Source organism: Corynebacterium sp. 22-2729, assembly GCF_053479475.1.
In genome coordinates this window covers 14,336-34,396 of the sequence record NZ_JBRBCA010000011.1, presented here as the reverse complement: position 1 = coordinate 34,396, position 20,061 = coordinate 14,336, and the positions used below count along the sequence as shown (strand labels likewise).

Below are 20,061 nucleotides of genomic sequence, written 5' to 3'. Positions count from 1 at the left end.
GGTATGTCTAAAGAACTCTGGCCCGCCCCCGTCGCCACCGAGCCGGTACAGGCCACCGTGGCCATCCCGGGGTCGAAGTCGATCACAAATCGTGCGCTCATCCTCGCCGCGCTGGCAGATGAGCCATCCACCATCACCGGTGGGCTCATCAGCCGGGACACGGAGCTGATGATGGCAGCACTGCGATCCATGGGCACCCAGATCTTGGTAAAGAACGACCAGATGCACGTCACACCTGCCGAGGAGCTCCACGGCGGACAGGTGGACTGCGGCCTGGCTGGCACTGTCATGCGTTTCGTCCCCCCAATCGCCGCTCTGGCCACTGGCACAGTCGCCTTCGACGGAGACGTGGAAGCCCGCCGCCGCCCGATGTCCACCACTCTCAGCTCCCTGCGCGCCCTCGGCGCCACGGTGAATACCAGCACAGAGTGCAATCCGGAGGGACTTCCCTTCTTTGTCGAGGGCACCGGTGAGGTCAAGGGCGGAGAGATCACGATCGATGCCTCGCAGTCCTCCCAATTTGTCAGTGGCTTACTGCTGGCCGGCGCGCGTTTCACCGAGGGCGTTACCGTTATCCACGAGGGCAATTCCCTGCCCAGCCAGCCGCACGTAGAAATGACGGTCCAGATGCTGCGTGAGGCGGGCGTGACCGTGGAGACGTCCTTCAACCGCTGGACGGTACATCCGGGTCCGATTCAGGGGCGCCGTTGGACGGTAGAACCCGACCTATCAAACGCCACCCCTTTTATGGCCGCCGGCGTACTGACCGGGGGCACTGTTCGCATCCAGAATTGGCCCGCAACCACCAATCAACCGGGTGACCAATTCCGCCAGATTCTGTTGGACATGGGCGCGGAAGCAGAATTGGATGTCCACAATGACGAGCTTGTAGTCGCTGGTACTGGCCGCATCAACGGCATCACCTGGGACATGCACGATATCGGCGAGCTCACCCCCACCGTCGCAGCCCTCGCTGCCCTCGCGGAAACCCGCAGCCACCTTTATGGCATCGCACACCTGCGCGGCCATGAAACGGACCGGCTACAGGCACTGGCGGACAATATCAACACCCTGGGCGGAAATGTGGAGCAGACCGCCGATGGTCTCATCATCCATCCGGCGGCTTTGGAAGGAGGCCGGTGGGAATCTTATGCCGACCACCGGATGGCCACTGCGGGAGCTATTCTCGGTCTGCGCGTCGAGGGCATCGAAGTCTCGGACGTAGACACAACCGCCAAGACCCTTCCCGGATTCCGTCGCCGCTGGGCGCAGCTCCTGGGGCAGGAACGCTAAATGGCGCGGAGTCACAGCAGCGCCCGCCACTGGGATGAGTCCGATGTACGTGTCCGCCCAGGCAAAGGCTCCCGCCCGCGCACCAAGGATCGCCCCAGCCACAAAAACGCGAAGCGTGGCATGGTCGTCTCCAAAGACCGTGGCCGCTGGGGCGTGGTGTTAGACGAGGACGGCACCCTAGTCACGTGCATGCGGGCCCGCGAGATGGGACGCACCAATGTCGTTGTCGGCGACCACGTCGGGGTGGTCGGCGACACTTCTGGCAAAAAGGACACACTGGCGCGCATCGTGCGTCTTGAAGACCGCACGTCCGTCCTGCGTCGAACGGCAGACGATACGGATTCCTATGAGCGCATCGTCGTCGCCAATGCGGACTATCTCCTTATCGTCAGCGCCGTCGCCGACCCACCTCCGCGTACTGGCTTTGTGGAGCGGGCACTTATCGCCGCCTTTGTCGGCGGGCTGACTCCGTTGGTGTGCCTCACCAAGTCCGACCTCGCCGATCCCAACGCCTTCGCTGCCGAGTTCCGCGACCTTGACGTCGAGGTGCTCACCACCGGTGTAGACGACTCTCTGGATGCGCTCGCAAAGCACATCACGGGCAACGTCAGCGCCCTTGTCGGCCACTCAGGTGTTGGAAAATCCACCCTGGTCAACCGCCTTATTCCCGACGCAGAACGCGCCACCGGCGAGGTAAGTGGCGTGGGAAAGGGGCGCCATACTTCCACCCAATCGGTCGCCCTCCAGCTCCCGCAGGGCGGTTGGATCATTGATACTCCCGGTATCCGCAGCCTTGGTTTGGCACATGTCGATCCGGACACCGTCGTAGAAGTCTTCGAGGATCTACGCGAGGTGATCGATGACTGCCCCCGCGGCTGCACTCATATGGGACCACCTGCGGACCCAGAGTGCGCACTGGATTCTCTTACCGGCCCATCCGCTCGGCGCGTCACCGCAATCCGGCGCCTGCTAGAGGCGTTGCGCAGTAATAACGAGTGGGAGATGTAGCCGCAAGCTACATCAGGTCCACCAAGAACGGCAGCTCTTTGCCGTCGTACCAGCTCATCAGGTTGTCTTCACAATCCCCCAACGCGAACTCTGCGTCCTCATCCCCCAGGTCAGCCGCGTCGATGCACTCAATTGCCTTGGCTGTGGCAGCTTCCGCGTCGGCGTCATCAACATGGATCGCCAGCAACTGCTTTACCTGAACGACAGCTGGATCCAGCCGCACCACTGACTCGCCATCTTCTGGCGCCAGCGTCACCGCCGAGTCGTCGAATTCTGCGCTAATCACCACGCGGCGGTGTGGGAAGCGTTCCTCCCCACCTGCGCTCAACAGGCGCAGAGAAGCACGGGCGGCGTCGAGGAAAGCGGTGTATGCCAGTTCCTCTTCGTCACCGCCGGTGTAGAACTCCCGCACCGCGGGGGTCAGGGCAAAGCCCACCCCAGAGCGCACAGGGTGCTCGCCCTGTTCCGCGAGGGTGCCCAGCATGTCAAAAGTCGCGGGAATGTACACCAACATGGTTTAGAACTCCCCCTCGAGCTCGAATACACCCGTGATCTCCACGACCGCACGGTCGAACTGCTGGTAGTAAATACCGATCAGGCCGGCACCGACGGCACCGCGGATGTTCAGAATATTGTCATCCACCAGCACCAGATCCTCCTTCGGCAGTTCCAGACGCTCAGCGGTAATGCGGAAAATCTCCTCGGAAGGCTTCTCCGCCCCCACTTCACCGGACAGGATCACGGCATCCACGTAGCCGCCCTCTAGCCAAGTTCGAATCGGCGCGGCTCCAGCCCCACCTGGATCATTGGACAAGATCGCCGTAGCGATGCCCTCCGCCCGCGCCGCTGCGAGTAGCTTCCTCCACCGGCGACGATCTTCCTCGGCGCCGTCCAATACTCCGCAATAATCAACTACTAGTCCACGCATGCCCTACATTCTGCCATCTTTTCTGCTCCCGCCGCCCCTCAGGGGCGCACACTTCGCTATAGTTATGGCCGTATGGCGCCTTCGGGGGAACGCGCCAGCAATACATTTTCTAGGGGGAATTCTTCGTGACCACATCTGCTTCTACACGTCCACTGTCAAAGTTCGTATTTCTACGCCCGCCCACCCCGGCTATTGCTGTACAGCCAACAACGGCCGAAGCTACCGATTCTTTTCTTGACGCCCACACGCCTCCACCCCAACGCATTGCGCAGATCGTCAAGTTGTGGCTGGAGGCATTGGAAGGCCGCCGCCCCATCGAGCACCTGCGTCGCGCGCCCTTTAGCGAGCGAGTGCTAGAGCAATTGCGTGTCCGCCGAACCGTGCGACCGACCCCGACAATCGGGCGCGCGGAACAGGGGGCGTCGATAATAAGCCTGCACATACAACCGAGCGCAGGCGACTGCGTGCGCTTTTGTGCGTCGGTACAGATGGGGGACAGGGTGCGAGCGCTGGCGGGTGCCATGTCGCAACACACGCAAAAGCGCCGCGCGGGGCTACATCAACTGCGTAGCTCCGCACGGCGCGGGAAGAAAGTCTGGGCTATCGATAGCCTCAGCCTGATCTGAAACTAGCCGCCCATGGTGGTCTGGGTGGCGCGATCCACGGCCACGCCCTCGTTACCCGCTGCCGGATCCTCGACATGCACGGTGTTGGCCTGCTTCAGCTGGTTGCGAACTAGGAACATTTGGCGAACGGTTTCTTCCTTAATGCCGTCCTTCATACGGTTAAACATGTCGCCACCCTCGCGCTGGTATTCCACCAGAGGATCGCGCTGTGCCATCGCGCGCAGGCCAATGCCCTCCTTGAGGTAATCCATCTCGTAGAGGTGCTCGCGCCACTTCTGATCCACGACGTTCAGCAAGGCTGCGCGCTCCATGCCACGCATCTGCTCTTCGCCGGCGATTTCGGTGACATTCTCTTCCAGCTCGTCGTACTCGTGGTTTGCATCCTCGAGTAGGGCGTCCAACAGCTGGGAAGAGCTCAGCTCGCCCGAGCGACCGTACTCGTCTCCCTCGACGAGGGACTCGTGGGTGAAGGTCGGGCCGTAGAGGGAATCCAGGGCGTTCCACAGGGTATCCAGGTCCCAGTCTTCGACATAGCCCTCAGCGGTTGCACCATCCACGTATGCCTCGACGGTGTCCTTCAGCATGCTGCGGATCTGGGATTCCACATCCTCGCCCTCGAGGATCTGGCGGCGCTCACTGTAGATCACCTTGCGCTGCTCGTTCATGACTTCGTCATATTTGAGCACGTTCTTGCGCATCTCGAAGTTGGCGGACTCCACCTGCGACTGTGCACCCTTGATGGCGTTGGTGACCATCTTCGAGTCGATGGCCTCGTCATCCGGGATATTCAGACGAGTCATCAGGGTTTCCATTGTCTGGCCAACGAAGCGCACCATCAGGTCGTCACGCATGGACAGGTAGAAACGGGTTTCGCCCGGGTCACCCTGACGTGCCGAACGACCGCGCAGCTGGTTATCGATACGGCGGGACTCGTGACGCTCCGTGCCCAGCACGTACAGGCCACCAACCTCGCGGACCTTTTCCGCCTCTTCCTTGGACTCGGCGCGTACCTTTTCAATCTCGTCGTCCCAGGCTTCCTCGTAAGCCTCCGGGCTTTCGACGGGATCCAGGCCACGCTCGCGCAGGTTAATGTCGGCAAGGATATCCGGGTTACCGCCCAGCACGATGTCGGTACCACGGCCGGCCATGTTCGTAGCCACAGTGACGGCGCCCAGACGTCCTGCCTGGGCGACGATCTCGGCCTCCTGCTCGTGGTACTTCGCGTTGAGCACGTTGTGCTTGATTCCACGGCGCTGCAGCAGCTTGGACAGGTACTCGGAACGTTCGACGGAGGTGGTACCCACCAGCACAGGCTGGCCGGCCTCCACGCGCTCGGCGATGTCCTCAGCCACGGCCTCGAACTTCGCTTCCTGAGTCTTGTAGATCAGGTCGACGTGATCCTTGCGCTGATTTTCCTTGTTCGTCGGGATCGGAGCAACATCCAGCTTGTAGGTGGACTTCAGCTCGGCGGCCTCGGTCTCTGCCGTACCCGTCATACCCGCCAGCTTGTCGTACAGACGGAAGTAGTTCTGCAGCGTGACGGTGGCCAGCGTCTGGTTCTCGTTCTTGATCTCGACGTGTTCCTTCGCCTCAATCGCCTGGTGGATGCCCTCGTTGTAACGGCGTCCATCCAGGATGCGGCCCGTGAACTCGTCGACGATGACGACCTCGCCGTTGCGGACGATGTAATCCTTATCGCGGGTGAACAGCTCCTTGGCCTTGATGGAGTTGTTCAGGTAGCTAACAAGCTGCGAGTGCTCAGGTGCGTAGAGGTTCTCGATGCCCAGCTGATCCTCGACGAACTCCACGCCTTCTTCCTTGACGCCCACGGTCTTCTTCCGCTCGTCAATTTCGTAGTGGATGTCGCGGGTCAGCTTCGGGGCAATAGCTGCGAAGGCGGTGAACCACTTGCTGGAACCCTCTACGGGACCGGAGATGATCAGCGGGGTACGTGCCTCGTCGATAAGGATGGAGTCAACCTCATCGACAATCGCGTAGTTGTGGCCGCGCTGCACCAAGTCGTTCAGGGAGTGCGCCATGTTATCGCGCAGGTAGTCGAAACCGAACTCGTTGTTCGTGCCATAAGTGATGTCCGCGTTATAAGCCTCGCGGCGTTCAGCTGGGTTCTTGCCGCTGAGGATCACGTCGGTAGTTAGGCCCAGGAAGCGGTGCACGCGACCCATCCACTCCGAGTCACGCTTAGCCAGGTAGTCGTTAACGGTAACGACGTGGACGCCCTTACCGGACAGTGCGTTGAGATATGCGGGAAGAACACAGGTCAGGGTCTTACCCTCACCGGTCTTCATCTCGGAGACATAGCCAAAGTGCAGTCCGGCGCCGCCCATGACCTGCACCTTGTAATGCTTCTGCCCCAGCACGCGCCAGGATGCCTCACGCGCGGTGGCAAAAGCTTCGAGCAGGATGTCATCCAAGCTCTCGCCGTCGTCTTGGACTCGCTTTTTGAACTCTTCGGTCTTGGCCTGCAGTTCCTCGTCGCTGAGCGCGGAGTATTCCTCTTCGAGGTCCATCACTTGGTCGGCGATCTTCGCGAGACGCTTGACCGCACGGCCTTCGCCCATTCGGAGAATTTTCGAAAGTCCTAGCACGCTGATGCTGTCCTTTTCTCGGTTTTTAAAACTTGTTAGCTAACTTGTCGGCTTCGGACAATCCTACCCCCACCCCCAAGGTCACGGGCAACTACACCCCACAACAAAACCAAGAAAACCAACCTTCCGCGGTTGAAGGGCGGAAGGTCGGTTGGGAGGAAGTTGGAAAGCTTTTTAAGCTACTTAGGCTTCTTTCTCTTCCAGAGTGATCAGGCCGTAATCGAAAGCGTGGCGACGGTAAACCACGGACGGCTGGCCGTTTTCTTCGTTGATGAATAGGAAGAAGTCGTGGCCAACGAGTTCCATCTCGCTTAGCGCCTGGTCAACGCTGATCGGGGCGGCCTTGTGAACCTTCTTGCGCACAACCTGACCGGGCTTGAACTGGTCCTCGTAAGGATCAACGTCGTAAGGTCCAACCTCTTCCGGCTTCGTCTCAGCCTTTGGCTGGGCTTCCTCAACCAGGTTGGCAGTAGCTTCGCCCACAGACATAGGGGTGCGGTGTCCGGAGCGGGCGATCTTGCGGCGAGCCTTCACCTTGCGCAAGGAGCGTTCCATGCGTCCGATTGCGACCTCGAGAGCAGCGTAGAAGGAATCTTCCTTGGCCTCCGCGCGAGCGATGTGCCCCTTGCCGGTTGCGGTGATTTGCAGACGATCCTGCTGGTCACCACGGCGCGGGTTAGGCTCGTGCTGCAGCTCTACGTGGAAAAAGGTGAGGGTAGGATCCAGGCGTTCAATCTTTGCCAGCTTGCCCTTGACTCGCTCTGCGAAGTGCTCTGGCACCTCGACATTGCGGCCGGTGATTTCCACGCCTGCCTCTGGTGCAGACAGTTCCTCGTTGCCAAAGTTGGACGAGTTTTTGCCGGTCGACATTGCTCAACCTCCAAGGTCATTCACCGCCAGAATCAGGCCGGATTACCCACCTTCCAACGGTGATCGTTCCACCTATTATTCTACCGATCGACAAGACGACATTCGCACATAACCCCCTGATTGATACTAGTTCTGCTACTTGTCTCCGTTACCAATGTGTTTTAAGCACCTGCCAGCACCAAAGCCAACCGGGGATGGACCCCGTGCGCCGACAGTGCAAATGCGAATTGGGCAGTTGTAGCGCCAGTGGTGCACACATCATCCACAATCACTACCTCGTCTGCCCCGCGTAGCCTCCCCACCGCCACGGGGTCGAAAAGAATATTTCGTGCAACGTTTTCTCGCCGCTGGTGGCGGTCCAACCCCACTGAGTCCACGCTCGATTCATCGAGCCATGCCACCGGACAAACCTCCACCCTGGGATATAGTTCAGCGGCTGCTTGGCAGAACCTCGTGACAATGTCCCCTCCGCGGTGTCGCGCTGCCGACCTGCGAGTTGGAGCGGGCACCAGCCTGACCCGCCCCCACCTCGGATCCGGTACCAAGCCTAAGCCGCTGACGTGCAAAATCCCGGCGGCCAACAGACGACCAGCTACATCAATAGCCGCCGGGCGCAGTCGTTCCTTTGCGCTCAGGATCAGCATGCGTCGCGCACCGCCATACGTGCCAGAAACAAAAACCGGTACGGCAGCTACCCGTGGCTGCCAGCGCTGCCACGGGTGCATCAGCTGTAACCCGCACTCCTCGCACAGCTGTTCTCCCACGGCCACACCTGCCGGGAGCGCCTGCATCCGACCACAGCACACACAATCCGCGCGCCACACCAATCCGGCAAGCGCGTTTAAATCCCCCAATATCCCCACAGGCAAGAGCCTAGTCGGCCAACAAAGGTGTTGCCCGCTTTCCCTGCATCGTGGGAACTTCACGCCAGAACCTCGACTCCTCTGAAGTCACGTCGAACTGCATCAACGCATTGGCATCGGTGACGTAGATCTTGTTGCCATCCGTTGCCACCGACACCACCGGTGCGGATAGGTTCCGACCCGTAATTTGCTGCGAATAGGATCCGTCCACCTCGATATCCCACACTGGGGCGTCGTTAGCACGTGTGCCGACCAGCACGGATCCATCTTCCGCCCACTCGGCGCTTACCGCCGTATCGCCTACTGCGTTACCGATCTCCACTGGGGCTCCGAGTCGCTTCGTGCCCTCGTCTGTCGTCTCCAGCACCGCAACATACACGCGCCCATTGACCACCATCACAGCTCGCGTGCCGTCATGAGAAACACGGAATACGCTAATGCGTTTTTTGTCCCCGTGGATCATCCTCAGCGTGGATCCATCGACCTTCTGCTCTCCCACGTTTCCGGTCTCGGGATTGCGTGTAACCTCAATGATCTTCTCACCGTCGGCGACGACGTATACCGAGGTCGCATCGAGTCCCCAGCTTGGCCTGGTCAGAGAATCCGCTTTCACGGAGCTCACCGGCTGGTCCTCCTTGGCTCCAATCATCAGCTGACGTGGCTCATCGCCCCGCCCGGTCACTGCGGCATAGACCTCATCGCGGGAACTCAGCGATGCTGATTCGATATAGCGCTGGGTTAGCCACCCATCGAGCTTCTTCGCCCGCGTGCCATCCGGTTGATAAATATCTCCGCCAGAAACTGCCCGCAATGGCACTTGAACTCGCACATTCGGGTCGTACTGCGACAGGTCCTGAACCAACCATTTCCCCTGCATGTCATCGCTCATTGGGGTGCCATCGGCAGTGAGCTCATAAGGCCCACGCACTTCCGAGCCCGCTAAAGTCCATACAACCTGCGCAGCAAGCAATCGTCGTCCATCGGCGGACAGACCTTGCAGACCGGTAAAGCTAACGGAAGGGTCGCCCTCCCGGTCGTTAGACACCTGGGCGGTGGCGCCATCGGGAAGAAGATTCCTCACGGCCTTTTTTAATCGTTCCTGGGGCCCTGCGACCAGCAAAGACACCAGAGAGGCTGCGGTGGACTGCTGACCGGTGTAGATCCAACGGCGATCCGGCACTAGTGCCCTGCCATTGCGATCCGGGAAGTAGATATTGCGCGCACGGTAGGTGCTCACAAAATCTTGGCGATCTAGCACCACCACGTTCGGCAGATTACTGATACGCCATTGCCCATCGATGTTCTGCATTTCATAGGTGGTTTCAAAAGCCGTGAACTGCGGATCGAACACACCACCCACGCCAAGGGTTCCGACGACGTTGCCGCGCACACGATAGGTGATCTTCGTGTCACTTCCTTGCCCCTCAGAGGCAATATCGATGCGGTCGAGCACCATGGTTGGCGCATCGGATTGCCATCGTCCCTGCATACCACTGGTAAGGAACTTCTTCGCCGCTTGATGCTCCCGTAGCGGGTGGGCACTGGCGGTAAAGAAATCACGCAGAAGTAGATCAGACGGCTGCCCATCAGAAGGCGTCGGAGCCTCCTGTCCACTAGGAGCCGGCGCATAGCTAGAGATCGCTTCGGGTTTGGTGCTGTCCGGAAGCGTAGAGCACGCGGCCAGCAGACCCAGCCCAGCCACTGCGGCCAGTACCTTTGTGCTCTTGTTACTCATCGTGGCTACCTTCCTGTTCCTCGGTAGTGACGCCCTTATTCTCCACCGCCATCGGTAATGGCGAGGAGTGCACGGTGCGCCCTTGTTGTAGCGGGAGGGTCAACCGGAAGCAGGCTCCCACGCCAGGTTCACCGGCTGCTTCGAGGCGACCACCGTGGAGGTTTGCGTCCTCCTTAGCAATGGCGAGTCCCAGGCCAGTGCCGCCGGTACGGCGCTCTCGGGAGGGATCGGAGCGCCAAAAACGGTTGAACACCATCTCTTCTTCGCCGGGCTTAAGTCCCACACCGTGGTCGGTGACAGTGACAGCCAAAGCATCCGCACCTACCGCCATCTTCACCTCAACTGGATTGCCTTCGGAGTGATCGACAGCATTGGCAAGCAGGTTGCGAAGGATCCTCTCCACCCGTCGCGAATCGACGGCAACAACCACCGGTTCCTCCGGAAGATCCACGATAAACTCCGTGCCGATGTCTTCGGCAATGGCGCGCACCTGCTGCAAAGCGGAGCGCACGACACCGCGCACGTCGACTTTTTCAGCCGATAGGTTCGCCACGCCCGCGTCGTGACGAGAGATCTCCAGCAAGTCACCGAGTAGAGTCTCGAAGCGATCTAGCTCCTTGGTCATCAAGTGCGCTGCGCGAGCGGTCAGGGGGTCAAGTTCATCCGCATTGTCCTCGATCATGTCCGCGGCCATGCGAACCGTTGTCAGCGGAGTACGTAGTTCGTGGGAGACGTCCGAGGTGAACTGGCGCTGCAGGGAACCGAACTCCTCCAGGTTGCGAATCTGGGTGGACAGCTTCTCTGCCATGTCATTGAAGCTGTATGCAAGCTTGGCCACCTCATCCTGGCCATCGACGACCATGCGCTCGTGGAGGTGCCCAGCAGCCAGCTTCTCAGCGATTTTGGACGCGGCGCGCACCGGCCCAATGATCTGTTGTGAGAACACCCAGCTGATCACCATGAGCAAGATAATGAGGACGATTCCGCCGGCCATTAAAAGGCCGCGCATCAGGTTCAGCGTGACTTCCTCCGAAGTCAAAGGCACCAGCAAGTAGAGCTCTAACCCGGGAATGTCGGAGTAGACGGGACTGCCGATGATGAGTGCTTTGTAACTACCGTTTTCTCCGTTGACGCGGGCGTATTGGTACGAGACCTGCCCCTGACGCACAAACTCGCGTAGATTCTCGGGAATGTCAATGTTCGCGGGAATACGGGTTTCGGAATCGCTGGCGTCAGAAGCAATAAGCACCGAGTCATAGACCGGAGCGCTCGATTGATCCATTCCCGTTGAGCGATTCGAGAGCACGGCTCTGGCAGATGTCAGCCTCACTGAGACGGGATTAGAGGAGTCCGTGGAGGCTATCTGCTCCTCCACTGCAGCACGCGCTCGATCCATGCTGTCGACGCCTTCGGAGAATTTGGTAGCCAGCAGTTGCTGGCTAAGGAAACCCGTCAGCAGAAATCCCATTAGCAGGAATGCAAAGGTGCTGGAGGCCAGCACGCTGCCGATAACGCGCAGCTGAATGGACTGGCGCCATCGCAGACTCAGCGAATTGATCGCCCGCACCCAGGTATCCTTCGGCCGTCGGAAGAAATCCCGCAGCACAGACCAAAACGTCGAACCCGCGGCAAGGGTCTTTTCCCGTTTCCTTAAAGGGAATTTCTTGCCATTTGGGGATCGCCAGCGCGACGGGCGGGGGTTAGCCTGTGTGGCGTCCTGCAGCTTTTTACCCCGCCGGACGGGGGCGTTTTCTTGTTGCTCCTGATCCACGTGGAAAACTTATTCGCCCGTCTTGTATCCGATTCCGCGAACGGTCTGGATGATCTTCGGATCATCCGGATCCTTCTCCACCTTTGCGCGCAAGCGCTGGACATGCACATTTACCAGGCGGGTATCGCTGGATTTGCGGTAGCCCCACACCTGCTCCAGAAGCTCTTCGCGGGAGAACACCTGGCGTGGACGGGAAGCAAGCGTCACGAGCAGATCAAACTCTATGGGGGTCAGTGCGATCTCCTGGCCGTCCCGGATGACCTGGTGGCCGGGCACGTCGATCGTCAGGTCGGCAACTTCGATGGAATCGACCTGTGTTTCTTCCGGGGTGCGGCGCAGGCGAGCCCGCACACGTGCGACCAGTTCCTTCGGTTTGAAGGGCTTGTGCACGTAGTCGTCGGCACCGGATTCCAGCCCCAAGACCACGTCCACGGTGTCGGTACGTGCGGTCAGCATCACGATCGGTACCGTGGAACTCTCTCGAATGGCCTTGCACACGTCGATGCCATTCATGCCAGGCAGCATCACGTCGAGCAGAATGAGATCCGGGTTGTGCTCCTCGGCGGCCTTTACGGCCTCCACGCCGTCACCCACGACGATGGTGCGGAACCCCTCGCCCTGCAGGACGATGGTGAGCATTTCAGCAATAGCCGGGTCGTCATCAACCACCAGAATTTTCGTGTCCACGGTTGTCATCCTCTCATTTCTTCCAATAGATCCGCGACCTTCACCGCGCGACCTTCGTAGTCATCCCCGGTGCTATCGACCGTCACCCATGGGCTCAGCCACTGCTGCTCCGCCAACGCTCGATAAGCCTGGACGGTTCGCTCCTGCAAACTGCTATCGCGCTCATAGGCATCGCGCGCCCGAGTCTCGTCCACGGCTTCCCGCGCTTCGGCGCGCTGCCCGGCAACCTCAGCCTCCACGTCCACAAGGATCTGCAAATGCGGTGCTGGAATCCCCAGGGTCTCCTGTTCTAGCTGCGTCACCCAGTCGCCAACCTCAGCCACATTGCTGCCCAACCGGGCGGTTGAGTAGGCCACGTTCGACGCGGTGTAGCGGTCGATCAGAATGACGTAACCATCCTCATCGAAGTCCGCTAGGTCCGCTGCGATCTCGCTGCGATCTAGTGCGAAAAGCGTGGCCATGCCATGCACTGAGTCAATCAGATCGCCCAGCTTCTCATGCAGCGCCTCGCGCGCCAGCATCGCCGGATTCGATTCCTCATAGCGCGGAAATGCGATGCGTGCCACTGGCACCTCGCGCGCTACCAACTCTTTTTCAACGGCAGTGACCAGGGTATTTTTCCCCGCGCCGTCGACTCCTTCAAAGCTAACGATCATTTTTAGTATCGGTAGTGCTCTGGCTTGAACGGCCCGGCGACATCCACTCCGATGTACTCCGCCTGCTCCTTGGTCAACGTCGTCAGCTTACCGCCGAGCGCCTCAACGTGAATGCGGGCGACCATCTCGTCCAAGATCTTCGGCAGGCGATAAACGTCGTTGCCATACTGATCCGACTTCGTAAACAATTCGATCTGTGCAATCGTCTGATCGGCAAAGGAGTTGGACATCACGAACGATGGGTGGCCGGTAGCATTACCCAGGTTCAGCAGGCGACCTTCACTCAACACCACGATGGATACCGGCTCGCCGTCGGCGCCGGGGAAGGTGAACTCGTCAACCTGCGGCTTAATGTTCACGCGGCTAACGTCCTCGCGGTGCAGCAGGCTGGCCATGTCGATCTCGTTATCGAAGTGGCCGATGTTGCCCAGCACCGCGTGGTTCTTCATCATCTGCATGTGCTCAAACGTGATAATCCCGAGGTTCCCCGTCGCGGTGATGACAATGTCGGCGTCACCAATAAAGTCCTCTACCTGCACTACCTCGAAGCCGTCCATGAGCGCCTGCAGGGCGTTGATCGGATCGACCTCGGTGACCTTAACGATCGCACCCTGGCCCGCTAGTGCTTCGGCACAGCCCTTACCTACGTCACCGTAGCCGCACAGCAGGACGGACTTGCCGCCGATCAGCATGTCGGTAGCGCGGTTGATGCCATCGATCAGCGAGTGGCGGGTGCCGTAGCGGTTGTCGAACTTGGACTTCGTCACGGCATCGTTGACGTTCATCGCCGGGAATGGCAGCATGCCTTGCTCGGCGAAGTGGTAGAGACGGTGCACGCCCGTCGTTGTTTCTTCGGTGACACCCTTGATGCTTTGTGACGCCCGGTTCCAGAACTTATCGTCCTCCGCCAAGGCTTCACGCAGCATCCCGAGGAAGGCCTTGTACTCATCGGAGTCATGATCCTCGGCATCCGGAACGAGGCCTGCGTTTTCAAATTCCATGCCCTTGATGACAGCCATGGTCGCATCGCCACCGTCGTCCAGGATCATGTTGGCTTCTACGCCTTCTCCCCAGGTGAAGATCTGCTTCAGGCACCACCAGTACTCGTCCAGGGTCTCGCCCTTCCAAGCGAACACTGGCACGCCGGCGGGTGCGTCCGGGGTTCCCTCACCAACGACAATGGCAGCCGCGGCTTCGTCCTGGGTGGAAAAGATATTGCAGGAGGCCCAACGAACCTCAGCGCCGAGGGCCACCAGAGTTTCGATCAGCACAGCTGTCTGCACGGTCATGTGAATGGAGCCAGCGATACGGGCGCCCTTCAGGGGCTGTTCGTCGGCGTAGTCGCGACGCAGCTGCATGAGCCCGGGCATCTCGTATTCCGCCAGGCGGATCTGGTGGCGGCCGGCCTCTGCCAGCGAGAGATCCTTGACTTTAAACTCCATGGGTGGGGTGACTCCTCAAATGATGACAGGTCTATTTTCTATGGACAGTGTATTAGACGGGCATTGAACGGCGTTTGAGATGCCTCGAAATGTCTAACTGAGTGCCTCGACGAAGGTCTCCAGGCCGTCGGCTTCGTCGCCATCTTCGGTGTCATCGCCGTCGTTGGCACTGGCCGCGCGCCGCTCCATCTCCCCATCGAGCAGCTGCAGGGACACCTCCTGCAAGTTCGCCGGGCACTCGCCGATATGGGCGCGAATATAAGGGTGTTCATCTGCCACGCTGGCTGTACTGAAGGGAGCACCGCCCCAAATGGCGGCCACAGTGGCGGCGCACAGCCCGATGGAATAGTCCACGGAGTCCGGCTGTCCATCCCGCAGCGCCAAATTTACGGCGTCCACCAGGGCTCCAACTACCTCGGGGTCCTCCAGCTCTGCCAGTTCGTCCAGGAAGTCCACATTGTCTTCCTGCGAGAAAATGAATTCGTCCCAGTTGCTCATCGTGCCGGCCTTTCTATCGCTCAATTACCGACTGTAGCGCGTTTACACGGGCGACAACTCTGGTCAAGGATCGCGATTCCTGATAGGCTCGTTTTGCGCTTAATCAAATTGTGACCTTCGAGGGGCACAGATCAAAACAGGGAGGTGAGCCAGGTGGCAGCAGAAGAAACCGAACAGCACTCCACCGAAGAGCACTCCTCCGTGCCTCGGGTAATTAGCGGGATCGCGATTATCGGTTTGGTACTCGCAGGTGTCATCGGGGTTTGGACGTGGCAAGCAGGCTCCGAAGCGACGGCTCCGAAGCGAAACAATGCGGACGAATCTACGATCGCCATCAGCACCGGCGCGGCTTCGCAAAAGCATGACGTTGTCCCTGGCAATGGTGGTACCGACGAACCCGAGCAGCAGGCGCCCCCGGCCTACTCCACCAATAGCCCGAATGGTAGCGAAATGGGAGAGTTCAACAACGTGGCGCCATTAGGGCAAGATCCCTACTTGCCCCCCAACTCCTGGGATGGCTACCGTTCGTATAACTCCCAGCCTTCAAAGACGATCATCGCGGAAGGCCTGAACTCACGCGATGCTGTCCAGCCCCAGCAACAAGCGCAACCGAGTCAGCAGCCGGCACAGCCGCAGACTCAGGCACAGCCGCAGACTCAGGCTCCCAAGCCAGAGCAGAATGCTGGCCCTGTCCTTCCGACGATCCCGACGCTACCGACTAAACCTGCGCTACCTGGTGGTTCCGACGGGCCGAGTAAGCCTATCGAAACGGAAAAGGGTACCGACGCAAACGCCACCGTGCCGCCAGACTTCACCCCGTCTCCGTCCAAGGCTACCGAGCCCACCGAAATCGCCGGGGACAACAAGCCCCAAACTGCTCCCGCCCCCAAGCCCAGCGGTGAGTCTGACAGGCCCACCGATACCACGCTGGGCCCGGCTACTACACCCCAGGCCGAGCGATAAAAGCCTGGCCGCGTACGCTGGCCGACTCGCCAAAAGGCACCCAAACGGCGGAGCCACTGTCGACATGTGCTCCTTCGCAGTCCACGTCTCCACCGACCGCCAGCACGATCGCCGGGCCTTCAACAGCCCCCTCGCCCGCCAACCGGCGCAAGCTAAACTCCTTCGCCGGGGTGTGGTACACGCCGGTTTCGTCGGCACGCAGTCGCGGGTCGGAGAGTTCCTCCCAGCGCACCACCTTCATCAACTCATTGATATCGATATGCTTTGGCGTGAGCCCGCAGCGCAGCACGTTGTCGGAGTTTGCCATGATCTCCACCCCTGTTCCGCGCACATAGGCATGCAGCTGTCCGGCATCGAGGTACAAGGCCTCCCCCGCCTGTAACTCCACTCGGTTCAGCAGCAGCGCGAACAGCACACCACGATCCGCGGGGTACTGCTCCTCCAATCGCAGAACCAGATCCGCCACGTCACCCATCCAGCCGTCAGCGGTAGTTACCAGCTCTCGGCAGCGCCGCGTGAGGGCGTCAAGAACCGCCGATACTTCCTCGTCCGGAAGGTGCAGTGCGCGCTCGACCGCAGCGTGCAGGTCGTCACGCAGGAAATCAAGCTCCGGCAATGCCAGCCAGTCCAGCAGTTCACGGGTGCGTGCAACTGGCCGAAAGCCCGCCATAGCCTCAAACTCGCCCAGCGCTACCAGAAGCTCAGGCTTGTGATTGTCATCCTTGTAGTTGCGTTCGAAGGCATTCCGGGGAATTCCGGCGGCGTCCTCCGCCGCAAAACCGGCTTCGGCTTGAGCTTTCGTGGGGTGTACCTGGATGCTCAGTGCACGCTCTGCAGCCAGAAGTTTGAGCAAAAAGGGCAGGTGCTTATGCCCGGCGCCCAACTGGCCTTCCGGATCGGCCTCAATGAGGTCCAAGAGTGGGCCCGGTGCTCCCGGGTGAGCTCCGAACCACAGCTCGGCCTCCGGCTCTGAGGTCGGTGTAGCACGCCCCTGCAGCTTGGCGAGGGATTCATGTGACCCCCAGGCATAGTTCTGAACAGCACCTTCGATACGCTGCATCAGCTTTCCTCCTAAGCCCGGATGACGGACAACGCTTCGTCGACGATGGCTTTTACTCCCTCGTCGTCGCGTGCCTCGACGTTGAGGCGCAGCAGCGGTTCGGTGTTCGACGCCCTCACGTTCAGCCAGGAACCGTCCTGCAATTCGATAGTCACGCCATCGAGGCGGTCGACGGATGCAGTGCGGTCGGCAAACGCTTCCACTACAGCCTCGGTGCGTCCCGCCTGGTCGGCCACCTCGGAGTTGATCTCGCCGGAGGCGCGGTAGGTCTCATAGGCGCGCTTTAGCTCGGACAGGGGCTTGTCCTGCTCGCCCAAGGAAGCCAGCACGTGGAGCGCAGCAAGCATGCCGGAATCGGCGTTGAAGAAGTCGCTAAAGTAGTAGTGCGCGGAGTGCTCACCACCGAAGACGGCACCTTCCTTTGCCATCTGCGCCTTAATGAAGGAGTGGCCAACGCGGGTCCGCACTGGCTTTCCTCCCTTGGCTTCCACCAGTTCGCGGACGGACTTGGAAGTAATGAGGTTATGGATGATTGTGGCGCCCGGCTGCTCATCCAGGTAGCGCTCGGCAATCATGGCGCAGATCGTGGAGGGGGAAACGGCCTCGCCCTTCTCGTCCACGATGAAGCAACGATCCGCGTCCCCGTCGAAGGCTATTCCCAGATCAGCACCCTTGTCCACGGTGAACTTCTGCAGATCCACCAGGTTCTTCGGATCCAACGGGTTGGCCTCGTGGTTCGGGAAGTTACCGTCGAGTTCGAAGTACAGGTCAAAGACTTCCAGCGAGCTCTGCTGCAGTACAGCGGGGACGGTCAATCCGCCCATGCCGTTGCCGGCGTCCACCGCGACCTTCAGCGGTCGGATGTTCAGCGGCACCAGCTTGTTGAGATACTCGGCGTATCCTGCCAGAACGTCTTCGGTGGAGTTAGTACCAGGCGCGCCGTCAAACGTGGGCACGCCGTCGACCAGTTCTGCGGAGATGCGATCCAGGCCGGAATCCTGTCCCACCGGGCGAGCCCCAGCGCGGCAGAGTTTGATGCCGTTGTACTTAGCGGGGTTGTGGGAGGCGGTGAACATGGCTCCCGGACACTGCTTCACACCACTGGCGTAGTAGAGCTCGTCGGTGCTGGTAAGCCCAAGGGAGATAGTGTTCAGCCCCTGCGCGTTCACACCTTCGGCGAATGCTGCCACTAGAGCCGGGGAGCTGTCGCGCATATCGTGGCCGACGACGATGGTTTCCGCTCCTTCTTCGCGCATAAGGCGGGCGAAGGAGCCCGCTACGTCGCGTACGAATTCCTCGTTCAGGAAGCCGGCTCCTTCGCCGACCACACCGCGGACATCGTAGGCCTTGATAGCTGCCGCCACGTCTTTCGGGGAATGAGTAGCCATAGTGGTTTCCTTTCTAGTGCTGGTCTCGAACCGCGCGCAGGTGTCGGCGCGGCGTAGACCGGGGCAGGTTCTTCATAGAGGGGTGATGCGGCGTGGATTCTGGAATCTCGGATCGCCTATAGAGCCGAGGGGCAGGCTGCAGATCCTCTTCCTTGTCGCGCTCGGTAGCTTGTTGCACCGCCTCAGCGAGTGCCATCAGATCTTCCTCGTCAGCCTCGGCTGCGGTGTCTTCCACCGCTTCATCGACAAATTCTAGCGTCCAGCCCTGCGGGACGGTTGTTCGGCGGGCGTGATTCTCACACAGATCCCACCGGTGAGGGTTTCCGCAAACGCTCAGCGGCCCTACGATGGCTCGCTGCTCTGCATAGTTGAACTCCAGCGTGGCTACGGCGGGCTTGCCGCAACCGGGCCGAGAGCATTGTCGGATAAGAGTCACGCGCATTAGTCTAACCCCTTTTCTTCTGCTTTCGAGCGTGCCCTCGTGGCATGTCGCTGTGGCGTCATTAAGATGTGTTCCTATGAAGCAGGATGCGCGCATGAGGCAGGATCCCCGAGGACGGGGAATTCGAGGGATCTTGCTACCGGAGGTGCCGCGCAACAAGTCCCGTTCGCAGCGCTTCGACGATGCGGTCATCGATGCGTTCGAGCCAATTCTTGAGCGTTTCGACGCCGAACTTTCCAGCCTTGATATCGCCGTCGATGTCGTACCGCGCATGCGTCTTAATACGGGCTACCGCCAGTGGCCGGAGGATGTCGTCGCAGACGGGCAGGTTCCACTGGGGCGGCTAGTCGCTGCGGGAGTGGATAACAAAGGCACTCCTACCCGTCCACGGATCATTGTATTCCGCCGTCCCGTGGAGTCGCGGGCGTCGTCCGCACAGGACCTGCAGGATCTCCTACGGATGATTATTGTGCGCCTGGTCGCGTGCTACCTCAATGTAACCCCCGACCAGATCGATCCCCGAATGTAATGTCTTAGCCGATACGCTTCTTCAAGCGACGGCGCTCACGCTCGGAGAGCCCACCCCAGATACCGAATCGCTCATCATGTTCAAGAGCGTATTCAAGGCATTCGTCACGCACACCGCAGGCCTGGCAAATACGCTTAGCCTCGCGGGTGGATCCACCCTTTTCCGGAAAGAAAGCTTCCGGATCAGTCTGGGCACACAGAGCCTGCTCCTGCCAGTCCTGCTCCACCGCATCGAAAAGCAGGTCGAAGTCCTGCGTTAGATCGAAGAGGTTCTTCTGGCGCGCTTCGTTGTCCACGTTCGCCTCCTGCTCTACCGCCGAGGAGCCGTCAGCAAAGTGGCCACGAAGGGCGATGTCTACTGACTTGTCCACGGAGTTTCTCCTCTTCTAGTGGGATTTGCTGTGCGCCTTAGTGCGGCGTCTTCTTTGTCGGTCTACTGAAGATTACACACTGGTAATTACATCGCGTCAAGCTTTAGGGAAATCCCACTAGTCACACCAACCCCACCAGTCACAACGCCCCCAATAATCCCGTTCCCCTAAGAAAAGGTGCCCGTGCGCAACCACAATGTATGCACGGGCAACCAGTGAAAACCACAACATGTGTACATTTTCTTGAACCTTTAGTTCAGGACGCACTAGATGTAGTGAATTTTCTCTAAATTTTTTCTTTGGGCGCAAAAACGCCCGTAAATCGT

The 20,061-nt window shown here is 59.9% G+C and carries 20 protein-coding genes; 5 read left to right on the top strand and 15 right to left on the bottom strand.

Annotation, left to right across the window (positions count from 1 at the left end; all coding sequences use genetic code 11):
• Window positions 1-3: 3 nt before the first annotated feature.
• A complete protein-coding gene (gene aroA, locus ACUY2T_RS08775) occupies window positions 4-1,293 on the top strand; it encodes a 3-phosphoshikimate 1-carboxyvinyltransferase (protein WP_448308313.1) in 1,290 nt (429 codons plus the stop codon).
• Window positions 1,294-2,301: a ribosome small subunit-dependent GTPase A gene (gene rsgA / locus ACUY2T_RS08770; protein WP_448308312.1), complete on the top strand. Its 1,008-nt coding sequence runs from the start codon at window positions 1,294-1,296 to the stop codon at window positions 2,299-2,301.
• A gap of 7 nt (window positions 2,302-2,308) precedes the next feature.
• Here the strand turns inward: rsgA and ACUY2T_RS08765 are convergent, their stop codons facing one another.
• Entirely contained in the window at window positions 2,309-2,815 is a 507-nt protein-coding gene (locus ACUY2T_RS08765) for a DUF6912 family protein (RefSeq protein WP_448308311.1), read from the bottom strand.
• A 3-nt stretch (window positions 2,816-2,818) separates the two neighbouring features.
• Window positions 2,819-3,229, bottom strand: a complete 411-nt coding sequence (locus tag ACUY2T_RS08760; RefSeq protein ID WP_293790794.1) for an HAD family hydrolase — start codon at window positions 3,227-3,229, stop codon at window positions 2,819-2,821.
• 125 nt (window positions 3,230-3,354) lie between these two features.
• On the opposite strand from ACUY2T_RS08760, the gene ACUY2T_RS08755 reads away from it, so the two are divergent.
• The gene (locus tag ACUY2T_RS08755) at window positions 3,355-3,855 is read left to right on the top strand and encodes an Rv3235 family protein (RefSeq protein WP_293790793.1); all 501 of its coding nucleotides are present in this window, start codon (window positions 3,355-3,357) and stop codon (window positions 3,853-3,855) included.
• A 2-nt stretch (window positions 3,856-3,857) separates the two neighbouring features.
• Here the strand turns inward: ACUY2T_RS08755 and secA are convergent, their stop codons facing one another.
• The 9 genes from secA to ACUY2T_RS08710 all read right to left on the bottom strand — a co-directional run bounded on the left by secA (window position 3,858) and on the right by ACUY2T_RS08710 (window position 14,983).
• A complete protein-coding gene (secA, locus tag ACUY2T_RS08750; RefSeq protein WP_448308310.1) occupies window positions 3,858-6,461 on the bottom strand; it encodes a preprotein translocase subunit SecA in 2,604 nt (867 codons plus the stop codon).
• A gap of 183 nt (window positions 6,462-6,644) precedes the next feature.
• Window positions 6,645-7,331: a ribosome hibernation-promoting factor, HPF/YfiA family gene (hpf, locus tag ACUY2T_RS08745; protein ID WP_293790791.1), complete on the bottom strand. Its 687-nt coding sequence runs from the start codon at window positions 7,329-7,331 to the stop codon at window positions 6,645-6,647.
• Between the two features lie 161 nt (window positions 7,332-7,492).
• Window positions 7,493-8,095: a ComF family protein gene (locus ACUY2T_RS08740; protein ID WP_448308309.1), complete on the bottom strand. Its 603-nt coding sequence runs from the start codon at window positions 8,093-8,095 to the stop codon at window positions 7,493-7,495.
• 109 nt (window positions 8,096-8,204) lie between these two features.
• Window positions 8,205-9,929: an MtrAB system accessory lipoprotein LpqB gene (gene lpqB, locus ACUY2T_RS08735; RefSeq protein ID WP_448308308.1), complete on the bottom strand. Its 1,725-nt coding sequence runs from the start codon at window positions 9,927-9,929 to the stop codon at window positions 8,205-8,207.
• On the bottom strand, window positions 9,922-11,700 hold the full coding sequence (mtrB, locus tag ACUY2T_RS08730; protein ID WP_448308307.1) for an MtrAB system histidine kinase MtrB: 1,779 nt from the start codon (window positions 11,698-11,700) through the stop codon (window positions 9,922-9,924). Before mtrB ends, lpqB begins: the two co-directional genes overlap by 8 nt.
• A gap of 9 nt (window positions 11,701-11,709) precedes the next feature.
• Entirely contained in the window at window positions 11,710-12,387 is a 678-nt protein-coding gene (gene mtrA / locus ACUY2T_RS08725) for an MtrAB system response regulator MtrA (protein WP_293790788.1), read from the bottom strand.
• Window positions 12,388-12,392: 5 nt separating this feature from the next.
• Window positions 12,393-13,043, bottom strand: a complete 651-nt coding sequence (locus tag ACUY2T_RS08720) for a dTMP kinase (protein WP_293790787.1) — start codon at window positions 13,041-13,043, stop codon at window positions 12,393-12,395.
• A gap of 2 nt (window positions 13,044-13,045) precedes the next feature.
• Window positions 13,046-14,485: an adenosylhomocysteinase gene (gene ahcY / locus ACUY2T_RS08715; protein ID WP_448308306.1), complete on the bottom strand. Its 1,440-nt coding sequence runs from the start codon at window positions 14,483-14,485 to the stop codon at window positions 13,046-13,048.
• Between the two features lie 93 nt (window positions 14,486-14,578).
• Entirely contained in the window at window positions 14,579-14,983 is a 405-nt protein-coding gene (locus ACUY2T_RS08710; RefSeq protein ID WP_448308326.1) for a DUF4259 domain-containing protein, read from the bottom strand.
• Between the two features lie 153 nt (window positions 14,984-15,136).
• Here ACUY2T_RS08710 and ACUY2T_RS08705 point away from each other — a divergent pair, with 153 nt between their 5' ends.
• Window positions 15,137-15,946 carry a hypothetical protein gene (locus ACUY2T_RS08705; RefSeq protein WP_448308305.1) on the top strand — a complete coding sequence of 270 codons (810 nt, stop codon included), beginning with the start codon at window positions 15,137-15,139 and terminating at the stop codon, window positions 15,944-15,946.
• Here the strand turns inward: ACUY2T_RS08705 and manA are convergent.
• Genes manA through ACUY2T_RS08690 form a run of 3 tightly spaced genes read right to left on the bottom strand, consistent with a single transcriptional unit; the run spans window position 15,924 to window position 18,836 of the window.
• Window positions 15,924-17,006: a mannose-6-phosphate isomerase, class I gene (gene manA, locus ACUY2T_RS08700; protein WP_448308304.1), complete on the bottom strand. Its 1,083-nt coding sequence runs from the start codon at window positions 17,004-17,006 to the stop codon at window positions 15,924-15,926. The two genes, ACUY2T_RS08705 and manA, sit on opposite strands and share 23 nt — an antisense overlap.
• An 11-nt stretch (window positions 17,007-17,017) precedes the next feature.
• Window positions 17,018-18,394 (bottom strand): phosphomannomutase/phosphoglucomutase, encoded by a 1,377-nt coding sequence (locus tag ACUY2T_RS08695; protein WP_448308303.1) that lies wholly within the window; start codon window positions 18,392-18,394, stop codon window positions 17,018-17,020.
• A 13-nt stretch (window positions 18,395-18,407) separates the two neighbouring features.
• Window positions 18,408-18,836 carry a DUF3499 domain-containing protein gene (locus ACUY2T_RS08690; RefSeq protein ID WP_448308302.1) on the bottom strand — a complete coding sequence of 143 codons (429 nt, stop codon included), beginning with the start codon at window positions 18,834-18,836 and terminating at the stop codon, window positions 18,408-18,410.
• Window positions 18,837-18,912: 76 nt separating this feature from the next.
• On the opposite strand from ACUY2T_RS08690, the gene ACUY2T_RS08685 reads away from it, so the two are divergent.
• Window positions 18,913-19,365 carry a metallopeptidase family protein gene (locus ACUY2T_RS08685; RefSeq protein WP_293790781.1) on the top strand — a complete coding sequence of 151 codons (453 nt, stop codon included), beginning with the start codon at window positions 18,913-18,915 and terminating at the stop codon, window positions 19,363-19,365.
• 4 nt (window positions 19,366-19,369) lie between these two features.
• Here the strand turns inward: ACUY2T_RS08685 and ACUY2T_RS08680 are convergent, their stop codons facing one another.
• Window positions 19,370-19,735 carry a WhiB family transcriptional regulator gene (locus tag ACUY2T_RS08680; protein ID WP_293790780.1) on the bottom strand — a complete coding sequence of 122 codons (366 nt, stop codon included), beginning with the start codon at window positions 19,733-19,735 and terminating at the stop codon, window positions 19,370-19,372.
• Window positions 19,736-20,061 lie beyond the last annotated feature (326 nt).